Source organism: Pseudomonas sp. MWU16-30322 (assembly GCF_020515535.1).
GTDB lineage: Bacteria > Pseudomonadota > Gammaproteobacteria > Pseudomonadales > Pseudomonadaceae > Aquipseudomonas > Aquipseudomonas fluorescens_H.
Genome location: NZ_JAIWYL010000001.1, coordinates 326,561 through 347,104, shown reverse-complemented (window position 1 = coordinate 347,104; position 20,544 = coordinate 326,561). Strand labels below are relative to the sequence as shown.

General features: G+C 59.5%; 15 protein-coding genes. 10 read left to right on the top strand and 5 right to left on the bottom strand.

The features are described 5' to 3' along the window. Window positions 1-5 precede the first annotated feature (5 nt). Genes LCH64_RS01515 through LCH64_RS01500 form a run of 4 tightly spaced genes read right to left on the bottom strand, consistent with a single transcriptional unit; the run spans window position 6 to window position 6,134 of the window. Window positions 6-1,220 (bottom strand): hybrid sensor histidine kinase/response regulator, encoded by a 1,215-nt coding sequence (locus LCH64_RS01515; RefSeq protein ID WP_201137599.1) that lies wholly within the window; start codon window positions 1,218-1,220, stop codon window positions 6-8. After that, window positions 1,214-1,807, bottom strand: coding sequence for a chemotaxis protein CheB (locus tag LCH64_RS01510; RefSeq protein ID WP_226499269.1), 594 nt, complete (start codon window positions 1,805-1,807; stop codon window positions 1,214-1,216). The genes LCH64_RS01515 and LCH64_RS01510 overlap by 7 nt, the downstream gene beginning before the upstream one ends. Then, window positions 1,804-2,637 carry a protein-glutamate O-methyltransferase CheR gene (locus LCH64_RS01505; protein ID WP_103483522.1) on the bottom strand — a complete coding sequence of 278 codons (834 nt, stop codon included), beginning with the start codon at window positions 2,635-2,637 and terminating at the stop codon, window positions 1,804-1,806. Before LCH64_RS01505 ends, LCH64_RS01510 begins: the two co-directional genes overlap by 4 nt. After that, the gene (locus LCH64_RS01500) at window positions 2,637-6,134 is read right to left on the bottom strand and encodes a response regulator (protein WP_226499268.1); all 3,498 of its coding nucleotides are present in this window, start codon (window positions 6,132-6,134) and stop codon (window positions 2,637-2,639) included. Before LCH64_RS01500 ends, LCH64_RS01505 begins: the two co-directional genes overlap by 1 nt. 261 nt (window positions 6,135-6,395) lie before the next feature. On the opposite strand from LCH64_RS01500, the gene LCH64_RS01495 reads away from it, so the two are divergent. Continuing rightward, on the top strand, window positions 6,396-6,761 hold the full coding sequence (locus LCH64_RS01495) for a response regulator (RefSeq protein WP_201137595.1): 366 nt from the start codon (window positions 6,396-6,398) through the stop codon (window positions 6,759-6,761). Window positions 6,762-6,779: 18 nt separating this feature from the next. On the opposite strand, the gene LCH64_RS01490 is transcribed toward LCH64_RS01495, so the two are convergent. Beyond that, window positions 6,780-9,035, bottom strand: coding sequence for a hypothetical protein (locus LCH64_RS01490; protein WP_226499267.1), 2,256 nt, complete (start codon window positions 9,033-9,035; stop codon window positions 6,780-6,782). A gap of 276 nt (window positions 9,036-9,311) precedes the next feature. Here LCH64_RS01490 and LCH64_RS01485 point away from each other — a divergent pair, with 276 nt between their 5' ends. From LCH64_RS01485 to xylB, 9 genes are all read left to right on the top strand, one after another. Further along, window positions 9,312-10,604 carry a glycosyltransferase gene (locus tag LCH64_RS01485; protein WP_226499266.1) on the top strand — a complete coding sequence of 431 codons (1,293 nt, stop codon included), beginning with the start codon at window positions 9,312-9,314 and terminating at the stop codon, window positions 10,602-10,604. Window positions 10,605-10,751: 147 nt separating this feature from the next. Next, entirely contained in the window at window positions 10,752-11,621 is an 870-nt protein-coding gene (locus LCH64_RS01480; protein ID WP_226499265.1) for a phospholipase, read from the top strand. Window positions 11,622-11,687: 66 nt separating this feature from the next. Further along, a complete protein-coding gene (locus tag LCH64_RS01475) occupies window positions 11,688-12,593 on the top strand; it encodes an AraC family transcriptional regulator (protein ID WP_003225137.1) in 906 nt (301 codons plus the stop codon). Between the two features lie 340 nt (window positions 12,594-12,933). After that, window positions 12,934-14,244, top strand: coding sequence for a sugar ABC transporter substrate-binding protein (locus LCH64_RS01470; protein ID WP_226499264.1), 1,311 nt, complete (start codon window positions 12,934-12,936; stop codon window positions 14,242-14,244). A 155-nt stretch (window positions 14,245-14,399) separates the two neighbouring features. Next, window positions 14,400-15,326 (top strand): sugar ABC transporter permease, encoded by a 927-nt coding sequence (locus LCH64_RS01465; RefSeq protein WP_003225141.1) that lies wholly within the window; start codon window positions 14,400-14,402, stop codon window positions 15,324-15,326. Window positions 15,327-15,334: 8 nt separating this feature from the next. Further along, entirely contained in the window at window positions 15,335-16,165 is an 831-nt protein-coding gene (locus LCH64_RS01460) for a carbohydrate ABC transporter permease (RefSeq protein ID WP_003225143.1), read from the top strand. 165 nt (window positions 16,166-16,330) lie between these two features. Then, window positions 16,331-17,434 carry a sn-glycerol-3-phosphate ABC transporter ATP-binding protein UgpC gene (ugpC, locus tag LCH64_RS01455; protein ID WP_226499263.1) on the top strand — a complete coding sequence of 368 codons (1,104 nt, stop codon included), beginning with the start codon at window positions 16,331-16,333 and terminating at the stop codon, window positions 17,432-17,434. A gap of 17 nt (window positions 17,435-17,451) precedes the next feature. Further along, complete coding sequence (locus LCH64_RS01450) at window positions 17,452-18,924, top strand: mannitol dehydrogenase family protein (protein WP_226499262.1); 1,473 nt, start codon at window positions 17,452-17,454, stop codon at window positions 18,922-18,924. A 112-nt stretch (window positions 18,925-19,036) separates the two neighbouring features. Continuing rightward, complete coding sequence (gene xylB, locus LCH64_RS01445) at window positions 19,037-20,533, top strand: xylulokinase (RefSeq protein WP_226499261.1); 1,497 nt, start codon at window positions 19,037-19,039, stop codon at window positions 20,531-20,533. The last annotated feature ends 11 nt before the right edge of the window (window positions 20,534-20,544 follow it).

Here is a 20,544-nt window from a genome sequence, read left to right as displayed (position 1 = left end):
TGCGGTCACTCAGAGGTTGCGTCGGATGTGCCGTTTTCCTGGATTGGCAGACAAACGCGAAACAGGGCGCCTTCGTTGATTTGACTCTCGACGGCGATGGAGCCGCCATGGGCGGCGACGATCTGCTCGGAAATGAACAGACCCAGCCCGAGACCAGCCACTACCGTCTTGGCGGAAACCCGTTCGAACTGTTGGAAAATACGCTTCTGGTTCTCTTCACTGATACCGATGCCATGGTCCTGAACCTCGATCCGCGCCTCGTCGCCCTCCCGGTACACGCGCACCTGAATCGGACTGCGGCCACCGTAGCGCAAGGCATTGGTCAGCAGGTTGGACACCACCTGTTCGATACGGAACTCGTCCCAATGACCCACCACCGGCTCCGGCGCGGTGAAGCTGACTTCAGTCTCGGCGGCCTCCATCTGCTGCGCGAAATTCTGCAGCAGGTTGCCCACCAGTTGCGACAAATCGAAACGATTCGGCCGGATCGACAGCTTGCCGGTGCGGATGCGCGAAACGTCGAGCATGTCTTCGATCAGCCGGATCAGGCTTTTGATCTGCCGCTCGTCGCGATCGACCATCGCGTGCATTTTGTCGAGAGTGAACGCAGCGGCGTTGTCCCGCGCCAGATGCATCTTGCGCAATTGGGTCTCGAGTATCAGGCCATTGAGCGGCGTGCGCACTTCGTGGGCGACGATTGACATGAAGTCATCGCGCATCCGCACCGCCTGCTCCAGCTCCAATTGCGTGCTCTGCAGTTGCTGCAGCAGCGCTTCCTGCTCGCGGCGCGCCTGCTCAAGGGCTTCGACCTGTTGCTTCATGGCCTTGCTCTGGCGGTACAGGTCGACGAATACGTTGACCTTGCTCTTCACCGCGTGGATATCCAGCGGCTTGTGCAGGAAGTCCACCGCACCACTTTCATAGCCCTTGAACGCGTAGTTCAATTCGCGGCCGGCGGCGCTGACGAAAATGATCGGGATGTTCTTGGTTTTCTCGGTGCCGCGCATCAACTCGGCGAGTTCGAAGCCGTTCATGCCCGGCATCTGTACGTCGAGGATGGCCATGGCGAACTCGTGTTGCAGCAGCAGCGAAAGTGCTTCATCCGCCGACAGCGCCTTGTAGACGGTGCGGTCCTCGCGCTTGATCAGCGCTTCGAGGGCCAGCAGGTTTTCCGGCAGATCGTCGACGATCAGCAATTTGGCCTGGATATTACTCAGCATGCGATTCGTTCCAGCTCGACAAGCAGACGGCCGATGCCGTGAATGGTTAGGACATGGTCGGGCTGCTGAAGCTTCAGTGCAGCCTGAGGCATGGTGGCGACCTGTGCATCTTTTGGGTCTTGAACGATGGTCAGTCCGCCGCGCCGCTTGACTTGCGCCAGGCCGCGAGCGCCATCGTGATTGGCGCCGGTCAGCAACACGGCAGCCAGTGTTTCGCCGTAAGCGTCGGCGGCGGATTCGAACAGGTAGTCAATCGACGGTCGGGAATGGTGCACGCGGTCTTCAAGGCTCAGCGACAGACTGCGATCCTGCTCGACCGACAGGTGATAACCGGGTGTAGCGAAGTAAACCGTGCCGGGGACGATGTCCTGCTTGTCCGTCGCCTCCTGCACCGGCAGCATCAGCCGCCGCTCAAACACCTCTGCCAACAGGCTGCGGCGCTCTTCCGGCAGATGCAACACGACAATGATCGGCAACACGTAGCCCTTGCGCAGCGGCGCGAGCAGCGTCAGCAGTGCCTCGACCCCACCGGCTGAAGCACCGACCACGATGGCCTCGACGCGAGGCAACTCCACGGCATCGTTCATAATTTGCGGTAGATCCGTTCTTGTTTGACCAGCGGTTCGAACTGATTCGAGTAGTTGGAAAAATCCAACGTTTCCTTGCTGCCCAACACCAGAAAGCCACGGTGGCACAGCGATTCGTGAAACAGACCGAAGGCACGGTCCTGAAGTTTCTTGTTGAAGTAAATCAGTACGTTGCGGCAGGAAATCAGCTGCGTTTCGGAGAACACGCTATCAGTCGCGAGACTGTGGTCGGCGAAGGTCACGTTCTCGCACAGGCTCTTGTCGAAGATCGCGTAGCCGTAAGCAGCGGTGTAGTAATCGGCAAAGGAGCGCTGGCCGCCGGCCTGCTGGTAATTGGCGGTGTAGGCGCGGACGTTCTCCATGGAGAAAATCCCCTGCTTGGCTTTGTCCAGCGAGCGCGGGTTGATGTCAGTGGCGTAGATGATCGTGCGGTCGAGCAGGCCTTCCTCGCGCAGCAGAATCGCCATCGAATACACCTCCTCACCCGTGCTGCACCCGGCGATCCAGATCTTCAGCGACGGATAGGTGCGCAGCAGCGGCACCACTTCCTTGCGGATCGCCAGAAAGTGCGATGGATCGCGAAACATCTCGCTGACCGGGATCGTCAACAACTGCAGCAACTGCATGAACGCGGTCGGATCGTGCAGGACTTTCTCCTGCAAGGCCGAAATGGTTGCGCATTCGAACTGGTTCAAGGCGTGCTGCACCCGGCGCTTGATCGAAGCGCCGGAGTAATCGCGAAAATCGTAGCTGTACTTGAGGTAGATAGCCTCGATCAACAACCGCAATTCGATTTCGCTGTTGCGCTCCGCGGAGTGATTGCTATCCACTAAATGCGTTCCATCTTCGGTAACCACACGCGAATCAACGAGAACAGGCGATCCAGGTCAATGGGCTTGGCCAGGTAATCGTTCACGCCCGCCTGCAGGCAGCGCTCCTGATCGTCCTTCATGGCCTTGGCCGTCACCGCAATGATCGGCAGCTTGCGCCAGCGCGGGTCCTTGCGGATTTCAATGGTGGCTTCAAAACCATCCATTTCCGGCATCATCACGTCCATCAGCACCAGATCGATGTCCTCGACTTCATTCAACTTATCAATCGCCTCACGACCATTCCGGCCGATCACCACGACTGCGCCCTTATGCTCCAGCGCGCTGGTCAGCGCGAAGATGTTGCGCACATCATCGTCCACCAGCAGCACCTTGCGCCCCTCAAAAACCTTGTCGCGGCTGCGGGCAGTCTTGAGCATCTTCTGCCGCTCATGGGACAACTGCGATTCGACTTTGTGCAGAAAGAGTGTCACTTCATCGAGCAGACGTTCCGGCGAACGTGCGCCCTTGATGATGATCGAGCGCGAATACTTGCGCAGCTCGGCTTCTTCATCGCGGGTCAGGTTGCGTCCGGTGTAGACAATCACCGGCGGGAACGAGCAGATGTCCTCGGTAGACATGCGCTTGAGCAGATCGTTGCCGAGCATGTCCGGCAATTTCAGGTCGATCACCATGCAGTCGTAGATCGTCGTGCGCAGTTTCTCCAGCGCGTCCTGCGCCAGACCGACGGCGGTGATCTCGATGTCATCGTCGCCGATCAGGCGGGCAATGCTTTCGCGCTGCAGATCGTCATCTTCGACCAGCAGCACGCGCTTGACCTTCTGGGTCAGCTTGGCTTCGAGGCGGGCGAACACGTCCTTGAGCTCTTCACGGGTGGTCGGCTTGACCGCATAACCGATCGCGCCCATGTGCATCGCGGCCTCAACGCGGTCTTCAACCGAGATCACGTGCACCGGGATGTGCCGGGTTTCGGCGCGTTCTTTCAAACGCTGCAACACGGTCAGACCGGAATGATCCGGCAGGCGCATATCGAGCAGGATCGCATCCGGCACGAACTCGCGGGCCAGGTCATACCCTTCGTCCGCACCGTGGGCCACCAGGCACTGGTAACCCAGTTCGTGGGCGAGGTCGTAGAGGATGTGGGCAAAATTCGGCTCGTCTTCAACCACCAGGATGCAGCGGGTGGCGAACGGTGCCTTGCCACGGTCATCGGCAAAGCGCGGGATATGCACCGGCGCCATTGGCGAAACGCTTGCCGGTGGCAGTGCAACCGGCACCGGAATCGATGCCGGCGCAGTGAAGGTCAACGGGGCCGCGGGGCTGTCACCCGGCTCGCTGTATTGCTGCGGCAACACCAGAGTGAACACACTGCCCTGCCCCGGCGCGCTGCTGACGCTGATGGAACCGCCGAGCAATGCCGCCAGATCCCGCGAGATCGACAGGCCCAGACCGGTGCCGCCGTACTTGCGGTTGGTCGTGCCGTCGGCCTGACGGAATGCTTCGAAGATGCTTTCCTGCTGATCCGCGGCAATACCGATCCCGGAATCGCGCACGATGAACGAAATGCGCTCGTCCGGCTGACTGGCGATGGTCAGGCTGACCGCGCCGTGTTCGGTGAACTTCACGGCATTGGACAGCAGGTTTTTGATCACCTGTTCCAGACGCTGGCGGTCGGTGTACAGCATGATCGGCGCATCCGCCTGCAACTCGACGCTGAAAGACAGTTGCTTCTCCGCTGCCAGCGGTTCGAACACGCTGCGCAGGCCATCGGCCAGACGCGCGACGCTGGTGTTTTCCGGGATCACTTCCAGCTTGCCGGCCTCGACCTTGGAAATGTCGAGAATGTCGTTAATCAGATTCAGCAGATCGTTGCCCGCCGAATAGATCGATTCGGCGAACTTGACCTGTTCGGCCGATAGATTGTCCTGCGGGTTCTCGGCCAGCAACTTGGCGAGGATCAGCGAACTGTTCAGCGGCGTGCGCAGTTCGTGGGACATGTTGGCGAGGAATTCGGACTTGTACTTGCTCGAGCGCTGCAGCTCTTCGGCGCGCTCTTCGAGCTGCACCTGGGCGTGATTGAGTTCGGTGTTCTTCTGATCCATCGCATCGCGTTGCTCGGCCAGGGTCTTTGCCTGCTCGGCCAATTGCTCGTTGGTCTGCTCCAGCTCGACCTGCTGGGTCTCCAGATGCGCCTGCGACTCCTTGAGAATCCGCGACTGCTCTTCGAGTTCTTCGTTGGCGGTTTTCAGCTCTTCCTGCTGCACCTGCAACTCTTCGTTGAGCTGCTGGGTTTCGGCCAGCACTTCCTGCAGGCGCTGACGATAACGCGCCGCTTCGATCGAAGTGCCGATGTTGCCGGCAATCAGTTCCAGCAATTCGATATCGCGCTCGGTGAGTGGCCGTAAAAAGCCCAATTCGATCACGCCGTTGACCTGGTCATCATTAGTCGTCGGCACCACCAGCACGCTGCGTGGCAGGCCTTGGCCCAGGCCCGAGCTGACTTTGAAGTAGTCGGCCGGTACCGAGTCCAGACGAATCAGTTGCCCCTGCTGGGCAACCTGACCAACGATGCCTTCGCCGCTATAGATCTGCTGATCCAGTTCTTCCTGCTCGCGGGAGAAGCCGTAGGACGCCACACGCTTGAGGCCGCCGTGTTCTTCGCGCACGTACAACGCCGCCACGGCGGTGCCCAGATATTGCGCGCAGAACTGCAGAATGTTGCGCCCCAGCAGGTTCAGCGTCAGTTGCCCCAGCACCTGCTCTGCCAGTTCGGTCTGGCCGCTGCGCATCCACGCCTGGCGCTCCAGACGCTCGGCGCTGGCCTGTTGCGCGGCGAGGTTGGCGCTGTAGCTGTCAGACAGGCGAATCAGATCGCGGCGACCGACATAGGCCAGCAAGCCGCTGATCCCGGCGATAAACAGCAGGTACAGGGTGATGCTCCAGATCGTGGTGCGGCGCACGTCTTCGTTGCGCGTGGTGCGCAACTGCTGCTCCATATCGATCACATCTTCGAATTGCTTGCGGATCTCGTCGGTCAGGCGCTTGCCACGCCCCGCCTTGACCGCGCCCCGGTAATCACCGCTGGAGCGCTGCAGATCGATCATCGATTGCGCGTAGTTGGCCCACTCGATCTGCAATGCCTGCAGACGCCGCAGCCGATCGGTCTGCACCGGGTTGTCGGCGGTCAGTTCCAGCAGGGTATTGAGCGCGACGTTGATCCGCGGCTTGGCGGTTTCATACGGGTCGAGGAAGTGTTCGTCGCCGCTGAGCAGGAAACCGCGCATGCCGGTTTCCAGATCAACGGTGAGTTTCACCGCTTCGTTGGCGTTATTGATCACCCGGTCGGTGTGTTCCACCCATTGGATCACCGACAGCAGATAAGTAATCAGAGACACAAAGAACACGGCGCTGAGCGCGCCAACGCCCAGCGGCAAGCCGATGTTGCGCGTCAAGAGTTTGCGAAACCGTGTTTCATCAATCGAAGACGGAGTGGACATGGGGCGGCCTTGTCGAACTGTCGAAACCCGGGAGTTTGCCCGAAAACGGCCGCATGGATCCATGTTTCTGACTGCTTTGGCAGCAATTTCCTACATTTTGCTGCGCTTCTCGAGCAACCAACCGTTATCCTTGCGCCGCGGATTGCAGCTAATCTTTTTTCCATCGAATCGGGAACTTGTGGCCATGCGCCACTTACTCATGCAAGAGCCCGGCATTTTCGACCGGTCGCCGTCCCGATTTCCTTTCTTGAGAGCACCAATATGTCCACCCCAGCGTCCACCATCCTTGTAGTAGAAGACGACAACATCGTGCGCATGCTCATCGTCGACGTGCTGGAGGAGCTGGAGTTCAATGTGCTGGAGGCGGACGACGGCGAGTCTGCGCTGAAGATTCTCGGGGATCAGAGCAACGATATCGACTTGATGATGACCGACTACGGCCTGCCGGGCATGAAAGGTAGTGAACTGGCCGGCAAAGCCCGTGAACTACGCCCCACCCTGCCCGTGCTGTTCGCCAGCGGTTACGCCGAAAACATCGACGTACCCGCTGACATGCACGTCATCGGCAAACCGTTCTCGATCGATCAGTTGCGTGACAAGGTCAAGGGCATTCTCTCTCGGAAGTAACCGTGAAGCGGGCTAAAGTCACCCTATGCTGAATTTAGCCCCTCCATATTCGGCTTCGAGCCTTAGCTCGTTGCCGTAGGTCTCGCCATCCGTTGGAATCAATGGATCCGCACCGCTACCGGCCTTTTTCGCAATATCCCGGCCGAATCCGTGACCGACACCGTCCTGACTCGCCTGGATCGCCAGTCGCAGCGCCTGCGGATTGGGGATGAATTTACCCGCACTGTCGTATGCCCCGAGGATCAACCTTGGCGAGATATCGACGGCGTAGTTGATTTCCAGCGGAGGCAGCATCTTGAGCCCGGTGTTCGGCCGAAATGCCAGCTCGGTGTTGGCGTACAAATGAAACCCCTCCAGTTGCCGGGCATCGATGAAATACGTGTGGCCGCCCTTGTCGCCGCCGTAGACAAAGGCTCCAGCACCATCCTTCTTGTAAAATGCCGACGTTGAAATGCCTGCGCCGTCCGGTGCCAACGCATCGTGCGCGCCGCCGTAACCGCCCTTGAAACCGTTGACCTGATTGAGGTCAGTGATGGGCGTGCGCTGGCGAAACCCCTCCTTGAAGACAATCGACGGATCACGGGTGTCGCCGCGAAAGGTGAAGCCTTGATACACAAAGCCCTTTTGCGGCCCCGCGTGGTGCACGAGCTGGGTTTGATCGGCGATCATTTGCGCGACACTCGGCCCGCCCGCCAGCTCTTGCAGTTGACCGGCGACCACCGCGCCTTTGGCCCGATCCGGTATCTCCTTGCCAGTCGTACTCGCCAAATGATGCGACAGACTTGCGCCCGGTCGACGTAACAGTGAGGGTCTGTTCGCTTGGGTCAGGGTATTGAGAATGCGCTGGCTCAAGCGTTTTTTCGCGGCGGCCGACAACGCTTTGCCGATCAGCCGCTCACCGATCGGGCCCGCGAGCTCGGCCAGTACGCCTATCGCGGCAGTGATGCGCAAGCGGTCGGTTTCGGCCGGGTCGTCGGCAATTTCCGCACGGATCAGATCGGTCGCCGCCGCACCGAGGCCCACCAGCATCGATACCAGAACCTTCACCGAGGTCGAGGCCAGCACACCGCTGCCGCCCCAGGGCATCGAAGCCGCCAGCGCCAGACATTGCAGGACATGCCCTGCGGCCTCGAGCGCCAGGTCGGTTATGCGCTCCTCCGAGGTCGACACCAGGGTGTCGATATCCGCCAGTGCGCGCTCGACCTGCAGCTCATACAGGCTGCGCCCGATGTCGTTGCTCGTGCGGAACACCAGCTCCCGATAGTGCGGCCGAGTCGCGAACAGCGGCATTTCCATGCCGCGATATTTGAAGTCCCTGACATGTGCCTGCTGCTGTGCCCGAAGCGGAACGCGCTTGAGCAACAACGTCTGCAGTTGCGCATTGTTTTCGAGAAACTTCCCGCGCGCGTCATGTCCGGACGGAAAGACAATGGCCTGCCGGTCTTCACCCAGAAAGAACAGAATGCCGTTGGACAGGTTGTCGGGACCAATAAACACCGCGTTATCCACCAGCAGGTTCGGGTCACTGTGCAGCAGCAACGTGCGCGCTGGCAGAGTCCCTCTGAGAAACGCGAAGGCAATATGACGGTCGTCGAGCGCGCGCTTCTCGTCCTTGATGAATTCGACCACCAGTTTGATCAGTTCCGTTCTCTTTAAATAGTAGCCAAACGCACGGGCGCCGGCGGGCAAGAGATGGTCCTTCACGTACTGTTTGAAATCGTCCTGGTAGTTGGCCTCAGAAAAGGCCTCGATCAACGCCTTGGGATAAAACTCAGGCCAGAGGATCTCCTTGTAACCATGTTCCTTCAGCACCACCAAATGATGATCGGTGCAAATCTCGGCCAGGGTGAAGTTTTTCTGGCGCCATTTGGCCGGTGCTTTTTCGGGTTTCAGCGAATCGCTGCGATTGACCGGGTCATGTTCCAGATACTTGACTGCAATCGTCGCGTCATAGGTGATCTGTGCCAGTTCCTTGGGTGCAGTGACCCACGCATGCGCCGTGTCTTCGATGCGGGTGCGGATGAAATAAGCCGGGTGAAAACTGGCAGGATCGGTCAGGGCGGCACAATGACTGGCAATCTTGTCGCCGAGCTCTTTGATATTCACCGAATCAATGAAGTCGGCCGGATCTTCTCCGTCAGGTACCTGCGTCAGCGCCTCTACGCGAGGTTCGTTCAAGTTGCTCTGCGTGCCCCAGGGATCAAGCAGCGCCAATAACCCGCAGTTCTCGCTTGCGGCTTGACCAAGATCAAAAACATCTGCATCCATTTTCATCAGTTAACTTTCCGGTATGGGGCCAGCAATCAATGCTGACTTGAATGTATCGAGCCGCAGGAACATACCGATATAAGAGAGAAATATTAAATGAAGTTCCGTTAGCAACTTTTGCCAACATCCCGACAACATTCAAACTTTCAGAAACTGGCTGTTGCGGTCAGGTAACTCCGCCAACGCCTCAAGTCGGAAAACTTCCTGCCTGTAAAACCCGGCATCAGATGTGGTCTAATTGCGCCCCGTTTTTGTCCGCCTGTCTGTAAGGAACACCTGTCAATGACTGCATCGCCTGCCACTAAAGTTCTGGTCATCGGCTACGTCTGGCCCGAACCCCGCTCTTCGGCGGCCAGCGGGCATGTGATGCAGATCCTCGAAACCTTCCTGCAACAAGGCTGGGACATCACCTTCAGCAGCCCGGCGGGGCCCGGCGAGCACAAGGCTGACCTGACTGGGCTGGGGATTCGGGAAGTACCGATCGAACTCAATAACAGCAGTTTTGACGCTTTCGTCAGTGAACTGGCCCCGGATATCGTCCTGTTCGACCAGTTCATGATGGAAGAACAGTTCGGCTGGCGCGTCGAGAAACATTGCCCGAACGCCCTGCGGGTGCTGGAGACTTCCGACCTGCAAAGTCTGCGACATGCCCGTCACCAGCGGCTCAAGGAGCGCTTGAAGGACGACCCGGATAATCAGGATTTCAGCGCACTGTTCGCCCCGGCGCTGGGTGAAGAGTTCGAGTTGATGGCCGACACCGACCTGGCCAAACGGGAAATCGCCGCGCTGTATCGCTGTGACCTCAACCTGATGATTTCCGAAGTGGAAATCCAGTTGCTGATCGAACAGTTCCAGGTGCCCCGGGACCTGTTGCACTGGTGCCCGTTGATGCTCGAACCACCGAGCGGCGCGTTCGTGCCCTTCGAGGATCGAGCGCACTTTCTGAGTATCGGCAATTTCCGTCACGCGCCGAACTGGGACGCCGTGCTGTGGATGAAGAACGCAGTCTGGCCGCTGATCCGCCAGCAATTGCCCGGTGCGCAGTTGCATATCTACGGTGCCTACACCCCGCCCAAGGCCACTGCACTGCACAACGCGGCGCAGGGTTTTCATGTGATGAACTGGGCCGAAGATGCGCTGCAAGTGATGTCGCAAGCCCGGGCTTGCCTGGCCCCCTTGCGTTTCGGTGCAGGGATCAAGGGCAAAATCGTCGATGCCATGCTCTGTGGCACACCGAACGTCACCACCCCCATCGGCGCTGAGGGCATGAGCGGTGCGCTGCCGTGGCCCGGTGAGGTGGCGCTGTCGGCCCAGGCGCTGGCCGATGCGGCGGTCAGACTGCATGAAGACAAGTTGCGCTGGACCGACGCGCAACAGGCCGGCGTCACGTTGTTGCACGAGCGCTATCGGCACGCCATCCACGGTCGGGCATTGATTGAACGTCTGCAAGAATGCCGCGACAACTTGCCGGCCCTGCGCCGCGCCAACTTCACCGGCAGCATGTTGCGTCACCACTTGCACAAAAGCACCCAATACATGGCGCAATGGATCGAAGCAAAAAACCACAACAGTTAATTCTTCAGCATTAAACAAAAGTACTTCAACACTTTGAAAAGAGTGTTGGCTTGTACTTTCTCCGAGCAAGCCAAAGAATGTTTTTCGAACTGAAGCAACTATCTTTCGGGTCGTAAACTCTCAACTTTGTCTGCAACGGAATGCACCATGAATAATTACCCGTACAAAAACTGGATGACGACTGCGTCCGCCATCGACGCCTTGACCCTCGGCGAAGTTCTCTGGCCTGGCGCACATAACGCCGGACTGGATTACGACTTCTCGTATCCGGCCTATCTCCAACCCGCAAAAAACTGGTTCGTCTGCCAGGATGGCCCGTTCATTCAGCAACTGAGTGAAGGTGTGCGCGCCTTCGACTTGCGCCTGCATTCGGACGAACACTGGCTGGGCATCAAGAAGTTTCACACCTTTCACGGCCTGAAACTGTTCCGCGGGCGCTCCCTGAGTGAACTGATCAAGAGCCTGGAAGTGTTCCTCGATGAGCACCCGGGCGAATTCGTCGTCCTCGACATTCATGAACTCAAGGGGGTCGACAACAAGCCTTTTGATTATCAGGGTTTCCATCAAGTCATCATGAATCATCTGGCGCCGCGACTGATTCCCCGGAGCAACAGCCACTTGACGCTGGGGCAACTTAAACAAGCCGATTCACTGCAACGAGTGGTGTTGGCCAGTGAATGGCATCCCGACTTCAATTCGCCGCTGTACTGGCCGAATATCCGTCATGAATGGAGCGGCAGTGACATCACCTCTCCCGAGCAACTCAAGCAACACATCACGAAAACCCTGGCCAACCCGCCGCGATCCGGCACCTTGTGGTCATTGTCCGCCACCAGTTACGGCGAACTGGCCGGCGTCAAACGAATTACCAACGAGCTCGATCAATGGTTTGGCCCGGATTCGGGATGGGCGCCCAAGTGCAGCATCATCAATGCCGACTTCATCGGTGGCACGCCACTGATCGAGTATTGCCAGCAGATCAACCACGCCAAAGGTCTCAGGAAGGCCCGGGGCTGAGAAGCTGGCACTGGCCGGAGCGTGCGTGCATGATGGACGTCAACATGACAACAGAATGCATCGGACATGACCCGGGCCACCCGAATCACTGATCCCTCCTACGAGTTGATGGACGACCATAACGGCCTGTCCATCATCTACCGCCAGCACGGTTTTCCCTGTCCGCTGGTGCGCTGGCATTTCCACAAGGAATACGAACTGCACCTGATCGTCGCCAGCTCCGGCAAAGTATTCATTGGCGACTACATCGGTAACTTTTACCCGCAAACACTGTTCCTCACCGGGCCCAATCTGCCGCACAACTGGATCAGCCAGGTGGCCGAAGACGAGGTGGTGGAAAAGCGCGACATGCTGGTGAACTTCACCGACGAGTTGTTCGAAGGCGGGCATCTGGTGTTTGCCGAACTCAAAACCCTGACCCCCCTGCTGGAACGCGCGCAGTACGGTATCGAGTTTCGAGACAAGGACACGATCCGCCAGGCCATGACCCTGATGCAGCAGATTGCCGATACACGCGGCATTACCCGTCTCGGATACTTTTTCATCCTGATGGAGCTGCTGGCAGCCACTGACGACTATCAATTGCTGTCCGGTGCCACCAACACACAACTGGCCGACGAGCACAATATCGACCGTACCAACCGCGCGGTGGATTACATCTTCAGCCACTACGCCCGCGAGCTGACCCTGGAAGAAGTCGCCGAGCATCTGGGGATGAAACCGACTTATTTCAGTCGCGTGTTCAAACAGGCCACCGGGCGCAACTTCATCGAATTCGTCAATCGCTTGCGCATCAGCAAGTCCTGCGAATTGTTGGCCGATGGCGACAAACCGGTGACCGACGTGTGCTTCGAGTCGGGGTTCAACAACATTTCCAACTTCAATCGGCGCTTCCAGCAACTCAAGGGCATGACACCGTCACACTATCGACGCCTCGCCGTGCAGCGCCTGACTGAACAAAACCTTGGCTGATACCACCGCCTCCTGCAGGAGTGAGCCTGCTCGCGAAAGCGCTGTATCAGTCAACTGATCGGCAAACTGACACAGCGCTTTCGCGAGCAAGCCCGCTCCCACAAAAGCATCCGACGCGATGAAACCTGTACTGATTCGATAGCCCCTCCCCGCTGAAAACCCCTTCCCTGCATTTACCGCAATAAACCCCAGTGCAAAAAAGTATTGATTCGAGTGCGACGGATGATTTGTCAGCCCGTCGATTGAGGGCTGTAATCAGTGCACATTCTTCCTGCACAGGAAGACACAAAAACAATAACTGTCCTTCTGCCTCCCAACGGACGCAGAAAAGGAGTGCACGATGCAACCCACTGCAAAAGCTCTGCTTGCCCTCACCTGCATGACCCTCAGCAGCGTCAGCCTTGGCGCCCAGACCCTGACCATCGCCACCGTCAACAATAGCGACATGATTCGCATGCAAAAGCTCTCGAAAACCTTCGAGGCCGAGCATCCGGAGATCAAGCTCAATTGGGTGGTGCTGGAAGAAAACGTCCTGCGTCAGCGCCTGACTACCGACATCGCCACTCAGGGTGGCCAGTTCGATGTGTTGACCATCGGCATGTACGAAGCGGCACTCTGGGGCGCCAAGGGCTGGCTGGAACCGATGAAGGATCTGCCGGCCACTTATGCCCTCGACGACGTGTTCCCGTCGGTACGCGAGGGCCTGTCGGTCAAGGGTTCGCTATACGCACTGCCGTTCTACGCCGAAAGCTCGATCACCTATTACCGCACCGACCTGTTCAAGGATGCCGGGCTGAGCATGCCCGAGCGCCCGACCTGGGAACAGATCGCCGGCTTCGCCGAAAAACTCACCAACAAGGATAAAGAGCAGTACGGCATCTGCCTGCGCGGCAAGGCCGGCTGGGGCGAGAACATGGCGCTGATCACCACTGTCGCCAATGCTTATGGCGCGCGCTGGTTCGATGAAAAATGGCAGCCGGAATTCACCGGTCCGGAGTGGAAAAACGCGCTGAACTTCTACGTCGACACCATGAAGAAATCCGGCCCGCCGGGCGCCTCCAGTAACGGGTTCAACGAGAACCTGGCGCTGTTCAACAGCGGCAAGTGCGCAATCTGGGTGGACGCTTCCGTCGCTGGCTCGTTCGTCACCGACAAGACCCAGAGCAAGGTCGCCGATCACGTCGGCTTCACTTTCGCGCCGCATCAGGTTACCGATAAGGGCTCGGCATGGCTGTATTCGTGGGCGCTGGCAATTCCGACCAGCTCCAAAGCCAAGGACGCCGCCAAGGCGTTCAGTGCCTGGGCCACCTCCAAGGAGTACGGTGAACTGGTGGCCAAGACCGATGGCATCGCCAACGTGCCACCGGGCACCCGTGCTTCGACCTACAGCGACGCTTACATGAGCGCCGCGCCGTTCGCCAAGGTCACGCTGGAGTCGCTGAAAGCGGCGGATCCGAGCAAACCGACGTTGAAACCGGTGCCCTACATCGGCATTCAGCTGGTCACCATTCCTGAGTTCCAGGGTGTGGGCACCCAGGTCGGCAAGCTGTTCTCGGCGGCGCTGATCGGCCAGACCACAGTGGATCAAGCCTTGGCCGCCGCGCAGCAGACTACCGAACGCGAGATGAAGCGCGCCGGTTATCCCAAGTAACCGCTGAACGACTTGCTCCTGCCTCCTGTGGGAGCGGGCTTGCTCGCGAAAGCGGTGGGTCAGTGTCATGTGTATTGACTGACACGGCGCCTTCGCGAGCAAGCCTGCTCCCACAAGGGATCTCCATAGGTCTGTATGACTCGGTTGTGATCACCATGAATACTTCAACTGCCAAAGCCCACCTCGACCTGTCGCAACCCCAGCGCAAAGTCCGCGTACGCAATCCTGGCTGGTTTCTGGTCAGCCCGTCGGTGGCCCTGTTGCTGCTGTGGATGATCGTGCCGCTGGGCATGACCATTTACTTCTCGATGATTCGCTACAACCTGCTCGATCCGGGGGTGAACGAATTCGTCGGGCTGGAGAACTTCACCTACTTTCTGACCGACTCCGGTTTCCTGCCCGGCGCCACCAATACCCTGTTGCTGGTGGGCAGCGTGCTGTTGATCAGCGTGGTGTTCGGGGTGTTGATCAGCGCGTTGCTTGAGGCCAGCGAATTTCTCGGACGCGGCATCGTGCGGGTGATGCTGATTTCGCCGTTCTTCATCATGCCCACCGTCGGTGCGCTGATCTGGAAGAACCTGATATTCCATCCGGTGTCGGGAATCCTCGCCTACGTCTGGCGGCTGTTCGGCGCCGAGCCGGTGGACTGGCTGGCGCACTACCCGCTGCTGTCGATCATCATCATTGTCTCGTGGCAATGGCTGCCCTTCGCGATCCTGATCCTGATGACCGCCATGCAGTCCCTCGACCAGGAACAGAAAGAAGCTGCGCGCCTCGATGGCGCCGGTCCGGTGGCGATCTTCTGGCACCTGACCCTGCCACACCTGGCGCGGCCGATTGCGGTGGTGGTGATGATCGAAACGATCTTCCTGCTGTCGGTGTTCGCCGAGATTTTCACCACCACCAACGGCGGCCCCGGCTACGCCTCGACCAACCTCGCCTACCTGATCTACAACCAGGCGCTGGTGCAGTTCGACGTCGGCATGGCCTCGGCGGGCGGCTTGATTGCCGTGGTCATCGCCAACATCGCCGCGATCATTCTGGTGCGGATGATCGGCAAAAACCTGACTGACAAAGCCTGAGGCCTGCCATGACTCTTCAACAATCCCGCCGGCTGCAAAGCCTGCTGCTCGGCACCCTGGCCTGGGCCATCGCGATCGTGATTTTCTTTCCGATCTTCTGGATGGTGATGACCAGTTTCAAAACCGAAATCGACGCCTTCGCCACGCCGCCGCAGTTCATCTTCACGCCAACGCTGGAGAACTATCTGCACATCAACGAGCGCAGCGACTACTTCAGTTTCGCCTGGAACTCGGTGGTGATTTCCTTCAGTGCCACGGCGCTGTGCCTGCTGATCGCGGTGCCCGCCGCCTACTCGATGGCGTTCTACGAAACCCAGCGCACCAAGGGCACGCTGCTGTGGATGCTCTCGACCAAGATGCTGCCGCCGGTAGGCGTGCTGATGCCGATCTACCTGCTGGCCAAGAGTTTTGGCCTGCTCGATACACGCATCGCACTGATCGTGATCTACACCCTGATCAACCTGCCGATCGTGGTCTGGATGATTTACACCTACTTCAAGGACATCCCCAAGGACATCCTCGAAGCCGCGCGTCTGGACGGCGCCACCCTGTGGCAGGAAATGGTCCGCGTGCTGCTGCCGATTGCCAAGGGTGGGCTCGCTTCGACCGTGCTGCTGTCGCTGATTCTGTGCTGGAACGAGGCCTTCTGGTCGCTGAACCTGACCTCGTCGAAAGCCGCGCCTTTGACCGCGTTGATCGCCTCGTATTCAAGCCCTGAAGGCTTGTTCTGGGCCAAGTTGTCGGCGGTCTCGACCCTGGCCTGCGCGCCGATCCTGATCTTCGGCTGGATCAGCCAGAAACAACTGGTGCGCGGCTTGTCGTTCGGCGCCGTGAAATGAATCTCACCAAACCCACACAACCCCCTGTAGGAGTGAGCCTGCTCGCGATAGCGGAGTGTCTTTCAAGAATGATGTCGACTGACACGGCCCCATCGCGAGCAGGCTCACTCCTACAGAAAAGCCCGTCTGGCTCAAACGAATAACAACACCTGGAGGCCCATCACCATGGCCAACCTGAAAATCAAGAATCTGCAAAAAGGCTTCGAAGGTTTCTCCATCATCAAGGGCATCGACCTTGAGGTGAACGACAAGGAATTCGTGGTCTTCGTCGGCCCGTCCGGCTGCGGCAAATCGACCCTGCTGCGGCTGATCGCCGGGCTGGAAGAAGTCAGTGGTGGCACCATCGAACTCGATGGCCGCGACATCACCGAAGTCAGCCCGGCCAAGCGCGATCTGGCGATGGTGTTCCAGACCTACGCGCTGTATCCGCACATGACCGTGAAGAAAAACATGTCGTTCGCCCTCGACCTGGCCGGCGTACCGAAAGCCGAAGTCGAGAAAAAGGTCGGTGAAGCGGCGCGCATTCTCGAACTCGGGCCGATGCTGGAGCGCAAGCCGAAACAGCTGTCCGGCGGCCAACGGCAACGGGTCGCCATCGGCCGGGCCATCGTGCGCAATCCGAAGATCTTCCTGTTCGACGAACCGCTGTCCAACCTCGACGCCGCGCTGCGCGTGCAGATGCGTCTGGAGTTGCTGCGTCTGCACAAGGACCTGCAAGCGACAATGATCTACGTGACCCACGATCAGGTCGAAGCGATGACCATGGCCGACAAGGTGGTGGTGCTCAATGGCGGCAAGATCGAACAGGTCGGCTCACCGCTGGACCTCTATCACAACCCGGCCAACCTGTTCGTCGCCGGTTTTCTCGGCACGCCGAAAATGGGTTTCCTCAAGGGCAAAATCGCCCGTGTCGACAGCCAGACCTGCGAAGTCTCGCTGGATGCCGGCACGCGCATCACCCTGCCGTTCAACGCCGCCAACCTGAGTATCGGCAGCGCCGTGACCCTGGGCATTCGCCCGGAACATCTGGAACTGGCGCAACCAGGCGACTGCACCCTGCAAGTCACCGCCGACGTCAGTGAACGTCTGGGCAGCGACACCTTCTGCCACGTCACCACCAGCGCCGGCGAAGCCCTGACCATGCGCGTGCGCGGTGACCTCGCGAGCCGCTACGGCGAACAACTGAACCTGCACCTGGACGCCAGCCATTGCCACCTGTTCGACGCCAATGGCGTGGCGCTGACCCGCCCGCTGCGTGCGGCGGCCTGAATTTCGAGACTCGCCCGATGAAACTGAATAAACAAAACCTGCATCGCCTCGCCCCCGAGGTGCAACTGCCGGCCTACAACCTCAGCGACACCCGCCAGGGCATCGCACACATTGGCGTCGGCGGCTTTCACCGCGCGCATCAGGCGTACTACACCGATGCACTGATGAACACCGGTCAGGCGCTGGACTGGGCGATCTGCGGCGTCGGCCTGCGCGCCGAAGACCGCCGCGCCCGTGACGACCTGAAGGAACAGGACTACCTGTTCACCCTGTTCGAGCTCGGTGACAGCGACGACACCGAGGTGCGGGTGATCGGCGCGATCCGCGACATGCTCCTGGCCGAAGACGGCGCGCAGGCGCTGATCGACAAACTCGCCGATCCGCAGATCCGCATCGTCTCGCTGACCATCACCGAGGGCGGCTACTGCATCGACGACAGCAACGGCGAGTTCATGGCGCACCTGCCACAGATTCAGCACGATCTGACAAATCCGCAAACGCCGAAAACCGTGTTCGGTTTCCTCTGCGCCGCGCTGGAAAAACGTCGTGGCGCGGGCACGCCGGCGTTCACCCTCATGTCCTGCGATAACCTGCCGCACAACGGCGCGGTCACCCGCAAAGCCCTGCTCGCCTTCGCCACCCTGCGTGACCAGGGGCTGCGCGACTGGATCGAGCAGAACGTCAGTTTTCCCAACGCCATGGTTGATCGCATCACGCCGATGACCAGCACCGCGCATCGCCTGCAACTGGCCGACAGACACGCGGTTGACGATGCCTGGCCAGTGGTCTGCGAGCCGTTTGTGCAATGGGTGTTGGAAGACAAATTCGTCAACGGTCGCCCGGCCTGGGAACAGGTCGGCGTGCAGTTCACCGATGACGTTTCGCCCTACGAAGAAATGAAGATCAAACTGCTCAACGGCAGCCACTTGGCGCTGACGTATCTGGGTTTTCTGAAGGGCTACCGCTTCGTTCACGAAACCATGAACGACCCGCTGTTCGTGCGCTACATGCGTGCGTACATGGACCTCGACGTCACCCCACAACTGGCGCCGGTACCGGGCATCGATCTGACCGACTACAAAAATACGCTGGTCGCGCGCTTCTCTAATCAGGCGATTGCCGATCAGCTGGAGCGGGTGTGTTCGGATGGCTCGTCGAAGTTTCCCAAATTCACCGTTCCGACGATCAACCGCTTGATTGCCGATGGTCAGGAAACCAGGCGTGCGGCGCTGGTGGTGGCGGCTTGGGCGCTGTATCTGAAGGGAGTCGACGAGAACGGCGATACCTATGCGATTCCTGATCCGCGGGCGGAATTTTGTCAGGGGCTGGTGGCGGATGATGCGCTGATTACCCAGCGGTTGCTGGCGGTCGAGGAAATTTTCGGCACGGCGATTCCGCGTTCGGCGGCGTTTGTTGCGGCGTTTGAGTGGTGCTGCAACAGCTTGCGTGAGGTGGGTGTTTCGCGGACTTTGGAGCGGGTTTTGGCCTGACCTTCGCGAGCAGGCTCGCTCCCACAGGGGAACGCGTTTCACAATGTGGGAGCGGGCTTGCTCGCGAATGGCAGCCTCACCCTGGCAAACCTGACACCCTGAGGACCTCACTGTGACCACCCGACAACTCTTCCTCGGCATCGACTGCGGCACCCAGGGCACCAAGGCGATCATCCTTGATGCCGCCAGCGGTCAGGTGCTCGGCGAAGGCGCCGCTACCCACACGATGATCAGCGGCGCCAACGGCCGGCGCGAGCAGGACACTCAACAGTGGCTGGACGCCTTCGCCCTCGCCACCCGCCGCGCCTTGCTCGCCGCCAATATCGACGGTCAGGCGATTCTCGGCATCGGCGTCTCCGGTCAGCAACACGGCCTGGTGCTGCTCGACGATCAGGGCCAGGTGCTGCGCCCGGCCAAGCTGTGGTGCGACACCGAAACCACTGATGAAAATGACCGTTTGCTCAAACACCTCGGCGGCGAAAAAGGCTCACTGGAACGCCTCGGTGTGGTCATCGCGCCGGGCTACACCGTGTCGAAACTGCTCTGGACCAAAGAACAATACCCGGAGGTGTTCTCGCGTATCGCGCGCATTCTGCTGCCCCACGATTATCTGAATTACTGGCTCACCGGCCGCGCGTGCAGCGAATACGGCGACGCCTCCGGCACCGGCTATTTCAATGTGCGCAGCCGCCAGTGGGACTTGCAACTGCTGCGCGACATCGACGCCACGGGTCGCCTGCAAGCGGCGCTGCCGGAGCTGATCGACGCGCATCAGGCGGTCGGTACGCTGCTGCCTTCGATTGCCGAACAGCTCGGCCTCAACCCGAATGCACAGGTCTCCAGCGGCGGTGGCGACAACATGATGGGCGCCATCGGCACCGGCAACATTCAGCCGGGAGCGATCACCATGAGCCTCGGTTCCTCCGGCACGGTGTACGCCTACGCCGCAGCGCCGAAGGTCAGCGCGGATGCCTCAGTCGCCACGTTCTGTTCGTCCAGCGGCGGCTGGCTGCCGCTGATCTGCACCATGAACCTGACCAACGCCACCGGCGCAATCCGCGAACTGTTCGACCTCGACCTGGAGCAATTCAATCAACTCGTGGCCCAGGCGCCGATCGGTGCCGAAGGCGTGAGCATGCTGCCGTTCCTCAACGGCGAACGCGTCCCCGCCCTGCCCCATGCCACCGGCAGCCTGCACGGCTTGACCCTGAACAACCTGACCCAGGCCAACCTGTGTCGCGCCGTGGTCGAGGGCACCACCTTCGGTTTGCGTTATGGACTGGATCTGTTGCGCCACAATGGTTTACAAAGCCGCAGCATTTGCCTGATCGGCGGCGGTTCGAAAAGTGCGGTGTGGCGGCAGATCGTCGCCGACATCATGAACACCCCGGTGATCTGCACCGAACACAGCGAAGCCGCAGCCCTTGGCGCGGCGATTCAGGCGGCGTGGTGCAAATCATGGTCGAACGGCCACGAGGACACTTTGGCCGATCTGTGCCAGCGCTGCGTGAAGCTCGATCTGCACAGTGAAACCCTGCCGATTGCCGCCAATGTCGCGGCGTTCCAGCAGGCCTATGAACGCTATCAACAGCATGTCGCAACCCTATAAAGAGCAAACAA